This is a genomic window from Vitiosangium sp. GDMCC 1.1324, assembly GCF_003044305.1.
Classification (GTDB): domain Bacteria; phylum Myxococcota; class Myxococcia; order Myxococcales; family Myxococcaceae; genus Archangium.
This window is the reverse complement of record NZ_PZOX01000019.1, coordinates 212,296-228,202: the sequence shown is the minus strand read 5'-3', so window position 1 is coordinate 228,202 and position 15,907 is coordinate 212,296. Positions and strand designations below refer to the sequence as shown.

Annotated in this window: 11 protein-coding genes; 10 read left to right on the top strand and 1 reads right to left on the bottom strand. The window is 66.2% G+C overall.

All coding sequences use genetic code 11. From position 1 onward, the window contains the following. The first annotated feature begins 60 nt into the window (after nucleotides 1-60). From DAT35_RS41630 to DAT35_RS41595, 8 genes are all read left to right on the top strand, one after another. On the top strand, nucleotides 61-1,140 hold the full coding sequence (locus DAT35_RS41630; protein WP_233262020.1) for a zinc-binding dehydrogenase: 1,080 nt from the start codon (nucleotides 61-63) through the stop codon (nucleotides 1,138-1,140). A gap of 21 nt (nucleotides 1,141-1,161) precedes the next feature. Further along, the gene (locus DAT35_RS41625; RefSeq protein ID WP_108074855.1) at nucleotides 1,162-2,139 is read left to right on the top strand and encodes a glucokinase; all 978 of its coding nucleotides are present in this window, start codon (nucleotides 1,162-1,164) and stop codon (nucleotides 2,137-2,139) included. 45 nt (nucleotides 2,140-2,184) lie between these two features. Next, nucleotides 2,185-3,282, top strand: a complete 1,098-nt coding sequence (locus DAT35_RS41620) for a 6-phosphofructokinase (RefSeq protein ID WP_108074854.1) — start codon at nucleotides 2,185-2,187, stop codon at nucleotides 3,280-3,282. A gap of 157 nt (nucleotides 3,283-3,439) precedes the next feature. Beyond that, nucleotides 3,440-5,032 carry an efflux transporter outer membrane subunit gene (locus DAT35_RS41615; RefSeq protein ID WP_108074853.1) on the top strand — a complete coding sequence of 531 codons (1,593 nt, stop codon included), beginning with the start codon at nucleotides 3,440-3,442 and terminating at the stop codon, nucleotides 5,030-5,032. Between the two features lie 10 nt (nucleotides 5,033-5,042). After that, nucleotides 5,043-6,080 (top strand): HlyD family secretion protein, encoded by a 1,038-nt coding sequence (locus DAT35_RS41610; RefSeq protein WP_108074852.1) that lies wholly within the window; start codon nucleotides 5,043-5,045, stop codon nucleotides 6,078-6,080. 24 nt (nucleotides 6,081-6,104) lie between these two features. After that, entirely contained in the window at nucleotides 6,105-8,906 is a 2,802-nt protein-coding gene (rbbA, locus tag DAT35_RS41605) for a ribosome-associated ATPase/putative transporter RbbA (protein WP_108074851.1), read from the top strand. A 2-nt stretch (nucleotides 8,907-8,908) separates the two neighbouring features. Continuing rightward, the gene (locus DAT35_RS41600) at nucleotides 8,909-10,033 is read left to right on the top strand and encodes an ABC transporter permease (protein ID WP_108074850.1); all 1,125 of its coding nucleotides are present in this window, start codon (nucleotides 8,909-8,911) and stop codon (nucleotides 10,031-10,033) included. Between the two features lie 156 nt (nucleotides 10,034-10,189). Continuing rightward, a complete protein-coding gene (locus DAT35_RS41595; protein WP_108074849.1) occupies nucleotides 10,190-11,884 on the top strand; it encodes a S8 family serine peptidase in 1,695 nt (564 codons plus the stop codon). A gap of 8 nt (nucleotides 11,885-11,892) precedes the next feature. Here the strand turns inward: DAT35_RS41595 and DAT35_RS41590 are convergent, their stop codons facing one another. Beyond that, nucleotides 11,893-13,089 carry an amidohydrolase family protein gene (locus DAT35_RS41590; protein WP_233262019.1) on the bottom strand — a complete coding sequence of 399 codons (1,197 nt, stop codon included), beginning with the start codon at nucleotides 13,087-13,089 and terminating at the stop codon, nucleotides 11,893-11,895. A gap of 127 nt (nucleotides 13,090-13,216) precedes the next feature. On the opposite strand from DAT35_RS41590, the gene DAT35_RS41585 reads away from it, so the two are divergent. Both DAT35_RS41585 and DAT35_RS41580 read left to right on the top strand, forming a co-directional pair. Beyond that, nucleotides 13,217-13,639 (top strand): hypothetical protein, encoded by a 423-nt coding sequence (locus DAT35_RS41585; RefSeq protein ID WP_108074847.1) that lies wholly within the window; start codon nucleotides 13,217-13,219, stop codon nucleotides 13,637-13,639. Between the two features lie 27 nt (nucleotides 13,640-13,666). Then, a complete protein-coding gene (locus tag DAT35_RS41580; protein WP_369946322.1) occupies nucleotides 13,667-15,901 on the top strand; it encodes a TOMM precursor leader peptide-binding protein in 2,235 nt (744 codons plus the stop codon). Nucleotides 15,902-15,907: the final 6 nt, after the last annotated feature.

Genomic DNA, 15,907 nt, shown 5'->3' with positions numbered 1-15,907 from the left:
ACTCGTCAACGCGGTGGGCAGACCTTAGTTTCGTTGCAAACTCTTCGGGGGACATGAGTCATGGCGCCAGCAGTTGCCAAACAACAAGACGAGATGATGCGGGGCGTGATCCTGCCAGGCAACAGGACGGTGGAGTTCAGGGAACTCCCCATCCCCAAGCCACAGCACGGGCAGGTGTTGGTGAAAATGAAGGCCTCGGCCATCTGCGGCAGTGACATCCGCGCTATCTATCGGGCTCACATCGGCGAAGGGGCCGAGCGCTACATCGCCGGCATGATCGCCGGACACGAGCCGTGCGGGCAGGTCACGGCGGTCGGACCGGGTTGTCAGACGCTGCGGGTCGGCGACCGCGTGTCCGTCTATCACATCAGCGGCTGTGGGGTCTGCGACGACTGCCGCGAAGGCTACCAGATCAGTTGCTCCAGCCCGGTGCGGGCGGCGTATGGCTGGCAAAGGCACGGAGGCCATGCACCGTTCATGCTGGCGGACGAGCGCGACTGCATCCGGATGCCCGAGAGTCTGTCATACATTGATGGCGCGATGTGCGCTTGCGGTGTCGGTACCGCATGGGAGTCCCTGACGCGGATAGGCGTCAACGGCGGCGACGCCCTGCTGGTGACGGGTCTGGGTCCGGTCGGCATGGGCGTGGCGATGCTGGGCAAGGCGCTGGGAGCCAACAAGGTCATCGGAACGGAAATGTCGGCGGGGCGGCGAAAACTGGCCTTGGAGCTCGGCCTGGTCGACGAGGCCCTGGAAGTGGATGGCAAGACACTGGCCCGGATCAAGGATCTCACGCGCGGCCGGGGATGCGAGGCCAGCATCGATTGCTCGGGGTCGGCAGCGGGGAGAGTGCTGGCCCTGCAAGGCACGCGGCAGTGGGGGCGATGCGCGTTCGTCGGTGAAGGCGGCAAGATCGAATTCGACGTCTCTCCCGTGCTGATTCATCCGCAGATCACGCTGTTCGGGTCCTGGGTGACCTCGCTCAAGCATATGAGCGATCTCCTGGACCGCCTCGACCGATGGGGGCTGCACCCGGAGAAGATCTGCACGACCCGCTTGCCCCTGAGCGAGGCGGCGAAGGGCTACAAAATGGCCGACCAGGGCGAGGCCGCCAAGGTGTGCTTCGTTTTCGACGGCTGAGCTCGAGAGGAGTGACGCGGCATGATGGTGCTTGCCGGAGATGTGGGCGGAACGAAGACCGCGCTCGCCTTGGTACAAGGCGGAACCATCATGGAGCGGCGGGTCTATCCGAGCGCGGCTTTCGCGAGCCTCGAAGCCCTGGTGGGCGAGTTCCTGGGTCAACGGGGCAAGGAAATCTCGCGGGTGTGCTTTGGCATCGCTGGCCCGGTGATCGAAGACAGCTGCCGGACCACCAACCTGCGCTGGGTCGTCGATGCGAGGAGCCTCGAACGCTCCCTCGGGGTGCCACGCGTCTCCCTGATCAATGACTTTCATGCCATGGCCATTGGGATCTCCGTTCTGCCCGCGTCCGACTTCGCCGTCCTGAACGACGCGCCGTCGGATCCCAAAGGGCCGTGGGTGTTGATCGGCGCAGGGACCGGGCTCGGAGAGGCCGTGGTGGTCCACACGGGAAGCGGCTACGAGGTGGTCGCCTCCGAAGGTGGCCATACGGACTTCGCGCCTCGAAACGAGCTGGAGATGGACCTGCTGAGGTTCCTGTTGAAAAAGCACGCGCGCGTCTCCTACGAGCGGATCGTCTCCGGGCGCGGGCTGGTAGCGCTCTATGAGTTCGTGCGCAGCCGCTCGCCCGAGGCCGATTCTTCCGTGGTGAGCGAGGAGATTGCCGACTCGTCCGGCGATGCCGCCCCGATCATCTCGAGCCACGGGCTCGCAGGCGACGACCCGCTCTGCGTTCAGGCGCTGTCGCTGTTCGTCTCCATCTACGGCGCGGAAGCGGGGAATCTCGCGCTCAAGGTCGTGGCGCGCGGCGGGGTCTTCGTCTCGGGAGGAATCGCCCCGAAGATCCTCCCCAAGCTTCTCGACGGAACCTTCCGCGCCTCCTTCGTCGCCAAGGGTCGGCTCAGCCCCCTGCTCGAGACGACACCGGTGAAGGTCGTGGTCAACAGCGACGCCGGACTGCTCGGCGCCGCGGAGCAGGCGACCCGCCTCGCCCTTTAGCCAGAAGGCGAGGGCAATGGCCAACATGGAAGAGGAGGCACGGACATGCTCGACCCCAAGAAGATCAAGCGAATTGCGATCAATACCGGAGGCGGCGACGCGCCTGGTCTCAACGCCGTCATCCGAGCGGCCACCCTGGCCGCGATTGAACGCGGCTGGGAGGTCTACGGCGTCCGCCACGCCTACCTCGGCCTCCTCGATACCAGCGAGCTCACCCCACTGACCCGCGAGTCCGTGCGCGGTATCACGCACCTGGGCGGCAGCATCCTGGGTACCGCCAGCAAGGGCAACCCCTTCGAGTACCCCATCCAGACACCGGAGGGCGTCCGGATCACCGATGTCTCCGATAAGGTGGTCGAGAACTTCCGCGCCAGGCAATTCGACGCACTCATCTGCATCGGCGGAGACGGCTCGATGCGCCTCGCGCAGAAGCTCATCCAGAAGGGCATCCCCATCGTGGGAGTGCCGAAGACGATCGACAACGACATCTCGGGCACGGTGGCAACGTTCGGCTTCGACACCGCGGTGAGCACGGCAACCGACGCCATTGACAAGCTGCACTCCACCGCCGAGTCGCACGAGCGCGTGATGGTCGTCGAAGTGATGGGCCGGTACGCGGGCTGGATTGCGCTGGCCTCGGGCGTCGCCGGGACCGCCGATGTCATCCTGATGCCGGAGATCCCCTTCGACCTCGACAAGGTCTGCGAGAAGGTCATGCAGCGCGAGCGTGCCGGCCGCCACTTCTCCATCGTGGTGGTGGCCGAGGGCGCCAAACCCAAGGGTGGAGAGTTGATGGTTCGCGGCCCCAAGATGGCCGGCCGTGATGTCCTGCTCGGCGGTGTCGGCCAGTACGTCGCCGACGAAATCGCGCACAGGACGGGCAAGCAGACGCGGAGCCTGGTGCTCGGGCACCTGCAGCGCGGCGGCGGCCCCACGACCTTCGATCGCCTCATCGCCTTGCGCTTCGGCGCCGCGGCGGTGCGCACCCTCGCGGAGGGTCAGGTCAACGTGATGGTCGTGCTCGACCCTCCGACGGTGAGGACCATCCCCCTCGCCTCGGCCATCGAACGGATGAGGGCCGTGCCGCTCGACAGCGACACCGTGCTCACCGCGCGCGCGTTGGGAATCAACCTGGGCGACTGAGCTCTTGTACGACGGACGATATCCCTCTCGTCCGTCAGACGGAGATCCCTATACCGGAGCAAACACCGTGGGCCGGATTGTGGCGTGATTCGGCGAGTCGCACTTCCTCTCCCGCTCCGACACACCCAGATTACCGCCCTACATTGAGGTGGTTCGAATGCGGGAGACAAACAGCACCAGGCAAGGGATGCGTCCAGGGCTTCCGCCCCTGGTCGGCGCATTGCCGCTGCTCGGCGTCCTATCGGCGCTCTCCGGGTGCACGGTAGGTCCCAATTTCACGAAACCCACGGCGACGGCGCCTCAAGAGTGGCGCACCCACAATGACCCGCAGCTCTCGACGCAGGCCGCGGTCAACAGCGAGTGGTGGAAGACGTTCGACGATCCAGTACTCGACCGCCTGGTCGAGCTCTCCTACCGGCAGAACCTGCCGCTGCAGATCGCAGGTCTGAGGATTGTGGAGGCCCGCGCCCAGTTGGGCATCGTCACCGGTCAGCAGTTTCCCCAATTGCAGGTGGCCACCGGCAGCGCAACCGCGGTGGGGCTCAGCGAGCACGCCGCCAATACCTCCGGCATCGATCGTCGCTATCTGGATTATCAGCTGGGTTTCGACGCGATATGGGAACTGGACTTCTGGGGCAAGTACCGGCGAGGAGTAGAGGCGGGAACCGCCAACCTGCTCGCATCGGTGGCGGATTACCAGTCCGCCCTCGTCTCGCTCACGGCGGAAGTCGCGCGAGTCTACGTCGTGGTCCGGACGTACGAAGTACTCATCGAGCAAGCCCAGCAGAACGTCAGACTTCAGGAGGAGGGACTCCAGATCGCCGAGTCGCGTTTCCGCAATGGTGCCACTTCGGAGCTCGATGCGACCCAGGCCGCGACTCTGTTGGAGAGCACCCGGGCCTCCATTCCCAAGCTGCAGATCGGGCTGGACCAGGCCCGCAACGCCTTGAGCACGCTCCTGGGCCAGCCACCGGGCGCCGTCGAGGCATTGTTGGCGGGACCCAAGCAGATTCCGCTGGCGCCCGCGCAGGTGGCCGTCGGCATGCCGGCCGAGCTGCTGCGGCGGCGTCCGGATGTCCGCAGCGCCGAACTGTTTGCCGCCGCCCAGTGTGCCCGCATTGGTATCGCCGAAGCGGAGCTCTATCCGAGCTTCACGCTCACGGGCACCATCGGGCTCGAGGCGAGCACCAGCGGCTCTCCCTCCGCCAATCTCTTTTCTCTCGGCAGCCTGGTCTATTCCGCTGGCGCTCGGATCATCTGGCCCTTCCTGAACTACGGCCGCCTGAAGAACGGTGTGCGTGTCGAGGACGCGCGGTTCCAGCAATTGCTCGTCAACTACCGCAACACGGTACTCAGGGCGGCCCAGGATGTGGAGGACGCACTGACGGGCTTCGTCAATTCCCAGAAGGCCGGGGCGTTCGAGCAAGCCTCCGTCAAGGCCGCCCAGCGGTCGGTGGAGATTGCCCTGGTGCAGTACAGAGAAGGCGCCGTGGATTACCAACGCGTGCTGGATGCGCAACGTTCGCTCCTGCAAGAGCAGACCAACCTGACCCAGACGAACTCATCCATCGCCACGAACCTGGTCGCCCTATACAAGGCCCTGGGCGGGGGCTGGGAGGTGAGCCAGGGCCAGCCGATCGTCCCGGAACAGATGCAACACGAGATGGACGATCGGACCGACTGGGGCGACATGCTGTCCAAGCCGCGGAAACCAGAAACAACGAAGAGCCCCACACCGGAGAATCACTAGGGAGCCCGCCATGCCCAAGAAGATCCCAAAGAAGACGTTCAAGTGGATCATTGGGTTGATCGCCCTCGCGGTCATCGCGTTCGTCGGCTTCCGGATTTGGAAGACGAAGCAATCCGCGCTGCCGGAGGGGATCGTCTCGGGCAACGGCCGCATCGAGGCGAAGCTCGTCGACATCGCCGCCAAGGAGCCCCTGCGCGTGAAGGAAGTCCGCGTGAACGAAGGCGACCTCGTCAAGCCAGACCAGGTGCTGGTGCGGTTGGACACCACCACGCTGGAGGCCAACCTGAAAGAAGCCAACGAGAGCGTCGCGGCCGCGCAGGAACGCATGGCGGCGGCCAACGCGACGATCGCCAAGCAGCAGGCCGACATTGCGCTCGCCACCACCGAGCTCGAACGCTCCCGAAAGTTGGTCAAGGAAGGTGCCGGCTCGCAGCGAGAGTTGGACGTTCGAACGAGGACGCTGGCGACAACCAAGGCCAGCCTGGACGAAGCGGAGGCAGCGCTGAAGACCGCCTTCCAGGAGGTCGAAGTCGCGCGAGCCAACGCGGCGACGATCAAGACGCGCATCGCCGATGCGACGCTCAAGTCTCCCGTGGTTGGCAGAGTGCTCTACCGTCTCGCCGAGCCCGGCGAGGTTCTCGCGCCCGGCGGCAAGGCGCTGACGCTCGTGAACCTGGAAGACGTCTACATGGAGATATTTGTCGCGGCCAACGAGGCCGCCAGCATGAAGATCGGCTCCGAAGCGCGAATCACCGTCGACTACGAGCCCAACCGCGCGCTCCCCGCGTTTGTCAGCTTCGTGTCCCCGGAAGCGCAATTCACTCCCAAGCAGGTCGAGACGAAGAGCGAGCGAGAAAAGCTGATGTTCCGGGTGAAGATCCAGATCCCCAAGGAGCTGGCCAGCCGCTACGTCGAGCAAATCAAAACGGGCATCCGCGGCGTCGGTTATGTCAAGGTGGACCCATCCGCCGCCTGGCCGGCCAAACTGCAGAATCTCGTCTCGCCCCCACCCCAATCCGAGTCTGGACCCCAGTCTGGCTCCCGGTAGTTCGTGACCAGGGAGAGCTCATCCATGGTCGCATCTGCGTCTCCAGAATCGTCGGACAGGTTCGGCGGCAAGCCAGTCGTTTCCATCAAGGCCGTGACGCACCGCTATGGGAGCGTCGTCGCGCTCGACAGCATCTCGCTCGATATTCCCAGCGGCATCATGGTGGGCGTCGTGGGTCCTGATGGCGTCGGCAAGTCGACGCTCCTGGCCCTGGTCGCTGGCTCCAAGAAGATGCAGCAGGGAACGGTGACCGTCCTGGATGGGGACATCGCCGACGTCCGGCACCGGCGCGCGGTGGGCCCTCGGATCGCGTACATGCCCCAGGGACTGGGCAAGAACCTCTACCTGGAGCTCAGCGTCCACGACAATGTCGATTTCATGGCCCGGCTCTTCGGGCTGTCAGCCGAGGAACGGGAGGTCCGCATCAAGGAGCTGCTCCAGGCCACGGGACTGAGCAGATTCGCGGATCGCCCCGCTGGCAAGCTCTCGGGCGGAATGAAGCAGAAGGTGGGGCTCTGCGGCGCGTTGGTCCACGACCCGGATCTTCTCATTCTCGACGAGCCCACCACGGGCGTCGATCCGCTCTCCAGGCGGCAATTCTGGACCCTCATTGACGAGATTCGCGCGGGCCGCCCCGGAATGAGCGTCGTCATCTCCACGGCCTACATGGACGAGGCGCAGCAGTGGGACTGGATCGTGGCAATGGACGCGGGACGCGTGCTGTCGACCGGGACCCCCGCGGAGCTGATGGAGCGGACGGGGACGAAGGATCTGGAGAAATGCTTCATCGCGCTGCTACCCGAGGAGAAGCGCAAGGGCCATAAGGAGCTCACCATCCCGCCCCGTCCACCGAGCAGGGGGGACCTGGCCATCGAAGCGCACGGTCTGACCCGCCGCTTCGGCACCTTCACGGCCGTCGACCACGTCACCCTGTCGATCGAGCGCGGAGAGATCTTCGGCTTCCTGGGCTCCAACGGATGCGGCAAGTCCACGACCATGAAGATGCTGACCGGGCTTCTGCCTCCCACGGAAGGGACGGCGAAACTCTTCGGCAGCTCCGTCGAGGCCGGAAGCATGGAGGTGCGCAAGAACCTCGGATACATGACGCAGGCGTTCTCGCTCTACGGCGAGCTGAGCGTCCAACAGAACCTGGTCCTGCATGCCCGGCTCTACCATCTCCCTCCCGAGAAGGCGAAGGCGCGCATCGAGGAGTTGGTAGAAAGATTCGGACTGGGCGCGCATGTGGACGCGTTGGCCGAGGATCTGCCAATGGGTTTGCGCCAGCGGCTTTCGCTGGCCGTCGCGGTCCTCCACGAGCCGCAGATCCTGATCCTGGACGAACCCACGTCGGGAGTCGATCCGGTGGCCCGGGACAGCTTCTGGGAGCTGCTCATCGACCTGTCGCGCAAGCAGGGCGTCACCATCTTCGTGACGACGCACTTCATGAACGAAGGCATGCGCTGCGACCGCATCTCCCTCATGAACGCGGGAAAGGTGTTGGCGTGTGATACACCCCAGAAGCTGATCGAGGCACGGAATGCCGACAGCCTGGAGACCGCCTTCATCGCCTACATGGAAGACGCTGCTGCCGCCGACGCCGCGCCAAGCGCCGAAAGCAAGGAGCAGACTCCCGCCCAGGCGCCCGCGGCCGGAAAGCCCGCGCCCCCGCCAGCGCACCCGGACCGGGCCTCACTCCGGCTGCGTATCGGCCGGATGCTCGCATACACCCACAATGAGACCATGCAGATCCTTCGCGACCCGATCCGACTGGCCTTTGCCTTCATCGGGTCGGCGCTCCTGATGCTCGTTTTTGGCTTCGGAATCACGACCGACGTCGAACACATTCGCTATACCACGCTCGACCTCGACCAGTCGCCCGAGAGCCGCGCGTATCTCGAGCAGTTCGCCGCGGCGAACCGCTATTTTGCTCAGACTCCGCCAGCCCTATCCGCCGACGAGGCGCTCAAGCGGCTCCAGTCAGATGAGTCCTCGGTGGTGCTGGAGATTCCGCCTCGTTTCGGTCTGGATTTCCGCCGGGGCTCCGGGCCCGAGGTGCTGGCACAGGTGGATGGCGCCATGACCTTCCGTGGCGATACCGTCGAGCAATATGTCCAGGGAGTGCACAACGAGTTGCTGCAGGATCCCGCCAGCGGTCTTCAGACGGCCAATCCTCAAAAGTATACGGCCAATCTCCAAGAACGCTTCATGTACAATCCGACGTTCGAAAGTGTCTACTCCATCGTGCCGAGTGTCCCGGCACTGCTGCTGCTGCTGATACCGGCGATTCTCATGACGGTCAGCATCGTGCGCGAAAAGGAACTGGGCTCGATCATCAACTTCTATGTCACGCCCACGGGGAAGCTGGAGTACCTGATCGGAAAACAGCTGCCCTACATCGCCATCGGCATGGCCAACTTCATCATCCTGACCGCCCTGGCGCTGATCGTCTTCCGTGTTCCAATCAAGGGCAACTTCTTGATGTTGCTGATCTGCACGCTGTTCTACGTCGCGGCGACGACCGGTATTGGAATGGTGACCTCGACGTTTACCGGCAGCCAGGTCGCGGCCGTTTTCGTCACGGCGATTCTCACCATTGTGCCGACCATTCAGTTCTCTGGTTTGTTGCAGCCCGTCTCCACACTGCAGGGTGGCGCCGCTGTCGTCGGTTCGATCTGGCCGGCCTCCTACTATATGCACTCCAGTCTGGGCGCATTTACGAAGGGGCTTGGGGCTGGCCTCATGCTGAGGGATATCGCCTTCCTGGCCGCTTGTGTCCCCATTCTCCTGGGGATCAGTATCATCGGCTTGAGAAAGCAGGAGAAATAGGGGTGAAATCGCTGCTGAACATCCTGTGGCTTGGGCTCAAGGAGCTTCGCAGCCTTCTGAGCGACATCGTGATGGTCGTGTTCGTCATCTATGCGTTCACCCTGGCCATCTATGTGCAGGCGACAGGGACCTCGAGCGAAGTGAACAACGCGTCGATCGCTTTCGTGGACGAGGACGGGTCCGCGTTGTCCAAGGAACTGTTCAACGCCTTCTATCCGCCCCGTTTCAAGCTGCCCGAGTTGATCTCCGCCGGGGACGTCCAAGGCGACATGGATAGAGGCCGGTTCATGTTCGTCGTCGTGATTCCGCCCCGCTTCGAGCACGACCTTCGCGCGGGGCGCAACCCGGATCTCCAGGTGAACATCGACGCGACCGCCATGCAGCAGGCGGGCATTGGTGCCGGCTACATCCGGAACATCATCACCGACCGGGTCAGCTCCTTCCTCAAGCGCACGGAGGAGTCGGGGCCAAAGCCAATCAATCTGGTCATCCGCAAGATGTTCAACCCCAATGGCATCTCCTCCTGGTTCAAGAGCGTCGTCGCCATCATCAATCAGATCACCCTGCTGACGGTGGTTCTGACGGGCGCCGCGGTCATCCGCGAACGCGAACACGGAACGTTGGAGCACCTGCTCGTGATGCCGCTGACCTCCTTCGAGATCGCGATGGCGAAGGTATGGGCCAACGGCCTCGTGATTCTCGTCGCGACCGCGGCTTCGCTGCTCCTGGTCGTGGACATGGTGCTGAAGGTGCCGTTCGCCGGCTCGGTGGTGCTGTGGTTCGTCGGTGTCGTGCTCTATCTGTTCTTCGCCACGGCACTCGGGATCTTCCTGGGGACGATTTCACGGTCGATGGCGCAGTTCGCGCTGTTGATCATCCTCGTGGTCCTCGTGCTGATGCTTCTTTCGGGGGGGAGCACGCCCGTCGAGAGTCAGCCGAAATGGCTGCAGTACCTCACATATCTCTTGCCTGCCCGGCAGTTCGTCAGCTTTTCGCAGGTCATCATCTATCGCGGAGGGGGGCTGAGTGCGGTCTGGCGTCAGTTCCTGATGGTGAGCGCGGTGGGTGTTGGGTTCTTCGTCTACAGTCTGGCGCTCTTCCGGAAGTCCATCGCGGTGACCAAATAGGCCGCTCGGCCTGGCCCTCCGCCCTCCCCGCGGCGAGGCCCTGCCGCGCCTCCTGGTGGGAATCCCCGTTGGGGTGATAGCGTCCGGCTCCCGCGTGGATGTTTGAAAATGGGAGAGGCGCGAAGTTCCACGCAGTGCGCCCCCGGGGAAATCCGAATGGTCGCCGAGAAGAGGCCCTCACGCGTGCGCACGGGCACGACGAATGCCGTGAGGCGTGTGCCCAAGGCCGCAGCCAACACGCTCGTCCAGGAGTCGTCCCCCATCAATGTCACGCTGGTGTTGCGCCGACGCGCACCACTGCCGTCCGTCGAGTCACTGGGCAAGCGGCTCCCGGCGAAGCGGCGCCACCTGTCCGCCCAGGAGGTTGCCTCCCGGTTCGGTGCCCTGCCCGAGGACCTGGACCGATTGCGGACGTTGGTGGCCACCGAGCCCGACGTGCAGCTGAGCCACGTCAACCTGCCCGGTAGCGCCGTGCAGCTGGTGGGGCCGGCCCCCGCCCTCGGCCGCATCCGCAAGAAGCTCGGGAACCGGGTGCGGGGAGGCTTCGGGCTCGATGCGCTCTCCTCGGACTCCCCCTCCTCCCCTCCGACGAGCGAGGGCTCCCCACCCCGCCCGCGCTCGGTCCGTCCCATCATGCTGTTCGACCTGCAGCACGGCCGTAGGTTCACCGCCCCCGAGGTCGCCAGGCTGTACGAGTTCCCGCCCTACGACGGGGAAGGCCAATGCATCGGGCTGATCGAGCTCGGAGGCGGCTTCCTGAGCCAAGACATGGTGGTGTACTTCAAGGATCTCGGCATCCCCCTTCCCCGTATCACCTGCGTGGGCGACAACCACCGCAGCCTCATCCCCTTCGCCAACGTGGAAGTCACCATGGACGTGCAGATCGTCGGAGCGATCTGCCCCAAGGCGAACATCGTCGTCTACAACTCCCAGGACGTCTCCATCCAGGGCTACTTCAACGCCCTCTCCATGGCCCTGACGGACGAGGAGAACCGGCCCTCGGTCCTCTCGGTGAGCTGGTCGTTCCCGGAGATCGAGGGGCTGGGACCCACGCCCGAGGAGGCCCACCTCGTCGAGGAGCTGCTCACCATCGCGGCCCTCATGGGCATCACCGTCTGCTCGTCCAATGGCGATCAGGGCGGCAGCATTCCCCTCGTCCCGCCGTATGCGATGCCCGACCCGAACGGCTACACCACGGGCTTTCTCTCACCGGCCGCCAGCTTCGCGGCGAGCAGCCCGCTCGTGCTGGCGTGTGGCGGCACCTCCCTGGAGAACGTGAAGGGCCGCCGCATCCTGAACGAGATCGTCTGGAACCGGCTCTCCGAGCGCCTGAACTTCACGGCGGGCTTCATGAACGGGCCCTACTCCATGGCCACCGGCGGCGGCATCAGCCATCTGTTCGGGATCCCCAGGTACCAGCGGCTGGCAGACGTCCCTCCCGCCGTCAGCCGCTCCTGGGACAATTTCAAGCTCAGTCCTCCCCGGCTCTTCCCGGGGCGCGGCACTCCCGACGTCGCCGCCAACTCGGACCTGAACACGGGCTACAGGTTCTACTACCAGGGCCAATGGAACGTGGGAGGTGGCACCAGCGCCGCCGCGCCCATGTGGGCCGCGTTGATCCTCCTCATCAACCAGGGCCTGTCCCAGCGCAACGGCCGAGAGATCCGCACGGGGTGGCTCAACCCGCTGCTCTACCACCTCCGGCTCGCCAGGAAGCAGGACGTCGTGCGCACCATCACCCAGGGGAACAACGGGGCCTACTCGGCCCACCCGGACGCCGCCTGGAACGCCTGCACCGGGTTGGGCTCTCCGCGCGGCATGAACCTGGCCCGCGCGCTGGGAGCGCTCTGAGTCGTGGCTCACCCGTCGATGCCGTAGAAGCGACAGCCGTTGTCCCAGAGGACACGCCGCGCCACCCGGGGGGACAGCCGCCGCGCGAGGAGGGTGGCGTCGCTGTCCACCTGGGACGCATGATCCAGGTGGGGGAAGTCCGAGCCGTAGATGACGCACCCCTCACCGTAGGTGTCGATGATCTGCTCGATGGCCGGCTCCGTCGGCTCGCAGGCGATGAAGCACTGCCGGCGGAAGTAGTCCGACGGGCGCATCCGCACGTGCTCCCGCACGTCCCAGCCGTTGTGCTCGTACTCGTTGTCGAGGTGCCACAACCAGAAAGGCAGCCAGCCACTGCCCCCTTCCAGGAAGGCCACGCGCAGCCGGGGGTGACGCTCCAACACGCCCCCCTCGATGAGCGACAGCAGGGCGAACATCTGCTCCACCGGGTGGGCGGTGGCATGGAGCGCGAAGTGCGATCGGAAGCGGTCATCCCCCGCGGTGGGCAGCCGCGAGTGGGGGCCGCCATGCAGGCCCACCGCGATCCCCAACTCCTCGCACCGCGTCCAGAAGCGCTCGTGTACGGGATCGCCGAGCAGGCGCCCTCCCTGCGGATTCGGACGCAGCGTCACCGCCTTCCAGCCCCAGCTGGCGACGCGCTCCAGCTCGGCCACCATCGCCTCCGGATCATGCCGGCAGAGCGCCCCCACCGGGACGAGCACTCCCTCGCCCCGGACGCAGTAGTCGCGCAGCCAGTCGTTGTAGGCGCGCATCAGCGCCACCGCGAGCCGGGGCTCCATTCCGTCCACCGCCAGCACCAGCAACCCGATGGACGGGTAGAGGAAAGCCCGCTCCACTCCCATCCCGCGCAGCGTCTCGACATAGGCCGGGGCGCTGAACCCCTCCGCCAGCAGCGGTAGCTGACGGATGAAGGACTCGAGCGAGGCCTGTTGCCAGGCCCGCCGCATCACCGGAGTCATGAGCAGTTCCCCGCCCAACTCCAGTTGCGTCAACTCGGGGCCAGCGTTCGCCAGCGCCCGGTCCACCACGTCCGGGGCGATCCCCTCCCGCTGACAGGCCAGATACAAACGGGCCCGCCGGCTCGTCGTGGTCGCCCAGTCTTCCTTCGGCTCCTCCCGCTGCCGGTACGTGGGAGCCAGGGACCGGAGCGCGGGCTCGAGGTATCTCGCCCAAAGGTCATGCGGCTCGTTGACATGAACATCCACGTCCACAATACGAAATCGCCTGGTCATTGCTCGAACACCGCCCTGGCGAGTCGCTCGCCCAAGTCAATTTACTCATCCGGATGATGCTGGTAGAAACCCCAAAAAGTTGCGGGAGGGGTGTCAGATCATGGCGGCCAAGTCCAAGCGACCAGCGAAGAAGTCGGCCAAGAAGCAGCGGACCGCTGCACCGGCCAGGAACACCCGGAAGCCAGCAGCCCGGAAGAAGCAGCCGGCCGCCCCCCGTCGGCAGACCGCGCTGGCGCAAGCCGAGCACTCCGTGGATCAGTGGGTGGAGATGTGGCCCAAGCTGGTGGCACGGGCGTGGTCGGATGAGCAGTTCATGACACGGCTGGTACGCGAGCCCGACCAGGTCGCCCGCGAGCTCAACCTGCCCGTCTTCAGGAACTTTCATATCGATGTCTCCGTGGGCACCCAGCCGCCCACCCTCGTGCTCAACATCCCGCCCAAACCCAGCGACCTGACGGACCCGGAGAACGTGGCCAAGGACGCGGTCGAGCGGAAGACCTGCAGCAACACCTGCACCTATTGAGTCACGTCGCCGGGCCGGGAGGTCAGCATCCTGCGTGTCCCCATCCTCAAGGCGCACCTGAGGGTCGAGCACGTCGAGCCCCAGGGCGTGTTCCTCGTCAGCGAGGACGAGCTGTTATGGCTGGGCGGGGCCATCTATAGCGACCTGCTCCCCCTGCTGCGGCAGGAGCGCCGACGCACGGCGGAGGAGCTCGTCGCGGCGCTGGCCCCTCGGCACGAGGCGGCCCGGGTGTACTACGCACTGGATCGGCTCGAGCAGAGCGGCTGTCTGGCGGAGCTGGAGCCCGGCGAGCCACCGGCCCGCGCCGCCCTCTGGCATTCGCTGGGGACGGACCCTCGCCGGGCCGAGGCCCTGCTGGCGGAGGCAGAGGTAGAGGTGCTCGGACTGGGGGATGTGCCCCTCGAGCCGGTGCGCGAGGCGCTGCGCGCGGAGGGCCTCCGGGTGAATGGGCGCGGAGGTTCCCTTCGGGTGGTGGTGGTGGACGACTACCTGCGCGAACCGCTGGCCGCGCTCAACGCGGAGGCGCTGCGCTCCTCACGCCCCTGGGTGCTGCTGCGGCCCATCGGCCGGGTCGTCTGGTTGGGGCCCCGCTTCGTCCCCGGCCACTCCGCATGCTGGGGGTGTCTGGCCCAGCGGCTGCGCCACAACCGCCCGCTCGAGGCGCTCCTGCGGCAGCGGCGCTCCGGCGCGGAGGTGCTCTCCGTTCCCCAGGTTGCCTCCGAGGGCTCGGTGCGCGCGGCGGCCCACCTGCTGGCCTCCGCGGTGGCCCGGGGGCTGGCCACGGGCGAGGACGGGCTCCGTGACACCCTGGTGACCGTGGACGCCTTCGGCTTCCAGATGGAGCGCCACGCGGTGGTACGCCGCCCTCAGTGTCCCGTCTGCGGAGAGCCGGGGATGGTGGCCACGCACCAGGAGCGCCCGCCACGCCTGGAGTCCCGCCGGAAGGTGTTCCTCGCCGATGGGGGCCACCGCCTCGTTCCCCCAGAGGAGACGGTGCGGCGCTACCAGCACCACGTCAGTCCGCTCACCGGCGTCGTCCAACGGCTGGAGCAGCTCCCCGGCCACGGCGAGCCCACCCCCGTGGTGGACAGCGGGCCCAACCTGTCGCGCTCCGGGGGAAGTCTCCAGTTCTTCCGGCGGATGCTCCGGGGCCGCAGCGCCGGCAAGGGGATGACGCTCGTCCAGGCGCGCGCCAGCGGCCTGGGTGAGGCCCTCGAGCGCTACTGCGGTCTCTTCCAGGGTGACGAGGCCCGGCGCCCCGGCACGTACCGCGGCCTGGGCGACGAGGCGATCCACCCGCATGGACTGATGGGCTTCAGCGAGCGGCAGTACCGACAGCGAGAGCACTCCAACCCCACCTGCGCCCCACGCGCGTGGGTGCCCCACCCATTCGATGAGAAGCGGCAGGTGGAATGGTCCCCCGCATGGTCCCTCACCCATGGCGTCCGGCGGTGGGTGCCCACGGCGTTCTGCTACTACGGCTACGTCCAGGAGGGGCCCGTCTTCTGTGTGGCGGACTCCAACGGGTGCGCCGCCGGCAACGGGCTCGAGGAGGCCATCCTGCAAGGCTTCCTCGAGCTGGCCGAGCGCGATGCGGTGGCCCTCTGGTGGTACAACCGAGCGCGCCGGCCCCAGGTGGACCTCGAGCGCTTCGACGAGCCCTACTTCCGCCAGCTCTCGCGCCACTATCGGGCGCTCGGGCGGGAGCTGTGGGTCCTGGAGCTCACCACGGATCTCGACATCCCCACCTTCGCGGCCGTCTCCCGGGAACTGGCGGGACCGCGCGAACGCCTCATCTTCGGCTTCGGCGCCCACCTGGAGCCCCGGCTGGGCATCGCGCGGGCGCTCTCGGAGATGAACCAGTTCCTGCCGCACCTCGCCCCCGAGGCCGCGAACGCCCCCGTGGACCCCGAGCTCACCCGATGGCTCGAGACCTCCACCCTGGCCGCTCACCCCTACCTCGCCCCGGACGGGAGCCCGCCCCGGGTCATCGGCGCGCACCACGCCCGGTGGAGCGAGGATCTGCGAGAGGACGTGGAGTCCTGCGTCGAGAAGGCACGGCGGCTCGGCCTGGAGACCCTGGTGGTGGACCAGACGCGGCCCGACGTGGGGTTGTCGGTCGTCAAGGTCATCGTCCCCGGGCTGCGCCACATGTGGCCGCGCTTCGGCCCTGGCCGGCTGTATGACGTACCCGTGCGGCTGGGTTGGATCGCTCGGCCTACCCCGGAGGAAGAGCTCAACCCCCTGGACGTCTTCTTCTGAGGGTGG

What these genes read in the sequence shown, in the direction of transcription:
- DAT35_RS41630 (WP_233262020.1), top strand. Translation starts at nt 61, where the DNA reads ATGGCGCCAGCAGTTGCCAAACAACAAGACGAGATGATGCGGGGCGTG.
- DAT35_RS41595 (WP_108074849.1), top strand. Translation starts at nt 10,190, where the DNA reads ATGGTCGCCGAGAAGAGGCCCTCACGCGTGCGCACGGGCACGACGAAT.
- DAT35_RS41610 (WP_108074852.1), top strand. Translation starts at nt 5,043, where the DNA reads ATGCCCAAGAAGATCCCAAAGAAGACGTTCAAGTGGATCATTGGGTTG.
- DAT35_RS41585 (WP_108074847.1), top strand. Translation starts at nt 13,217, where the DNA reads ATGGCGGCCAAGTCCAAGCGACCAGCGAAGAAGTCGGCCAAGAAGCAG.
- DAT35_RS41625 (WP_108074855.1), top strand. Translation starts at nt 1,162, where the DNA reads ATGATGGTGCTTGCCGGAGATGTGGGCGGAACGAAGACCGCGCTCGCC.
- DAT35_RS41620 (WP_108074854.1), top strand. Translation starts at nt 2,185, where the DNA reads ATGCTCGACCCCAAGAAGATCAAGCGAATTGCGATCAATACCGGAGGC.
- rbbA (WP_108074851.1), top strand. Translation starts at nt 6,105, where the DNA reads ATGGTCGCATCTGCGTCTCCAGAATCGTCGGACAGGTTCGGCGGCAAG.
- DAT35_RS41615 (WP_108074853.1), top strand. Translation starts at nt 3,440, where the DNA reads ATGCGGGAGACAAACAGCACCAGGCAAGGGATGCGTCCAGGGCTTCCG.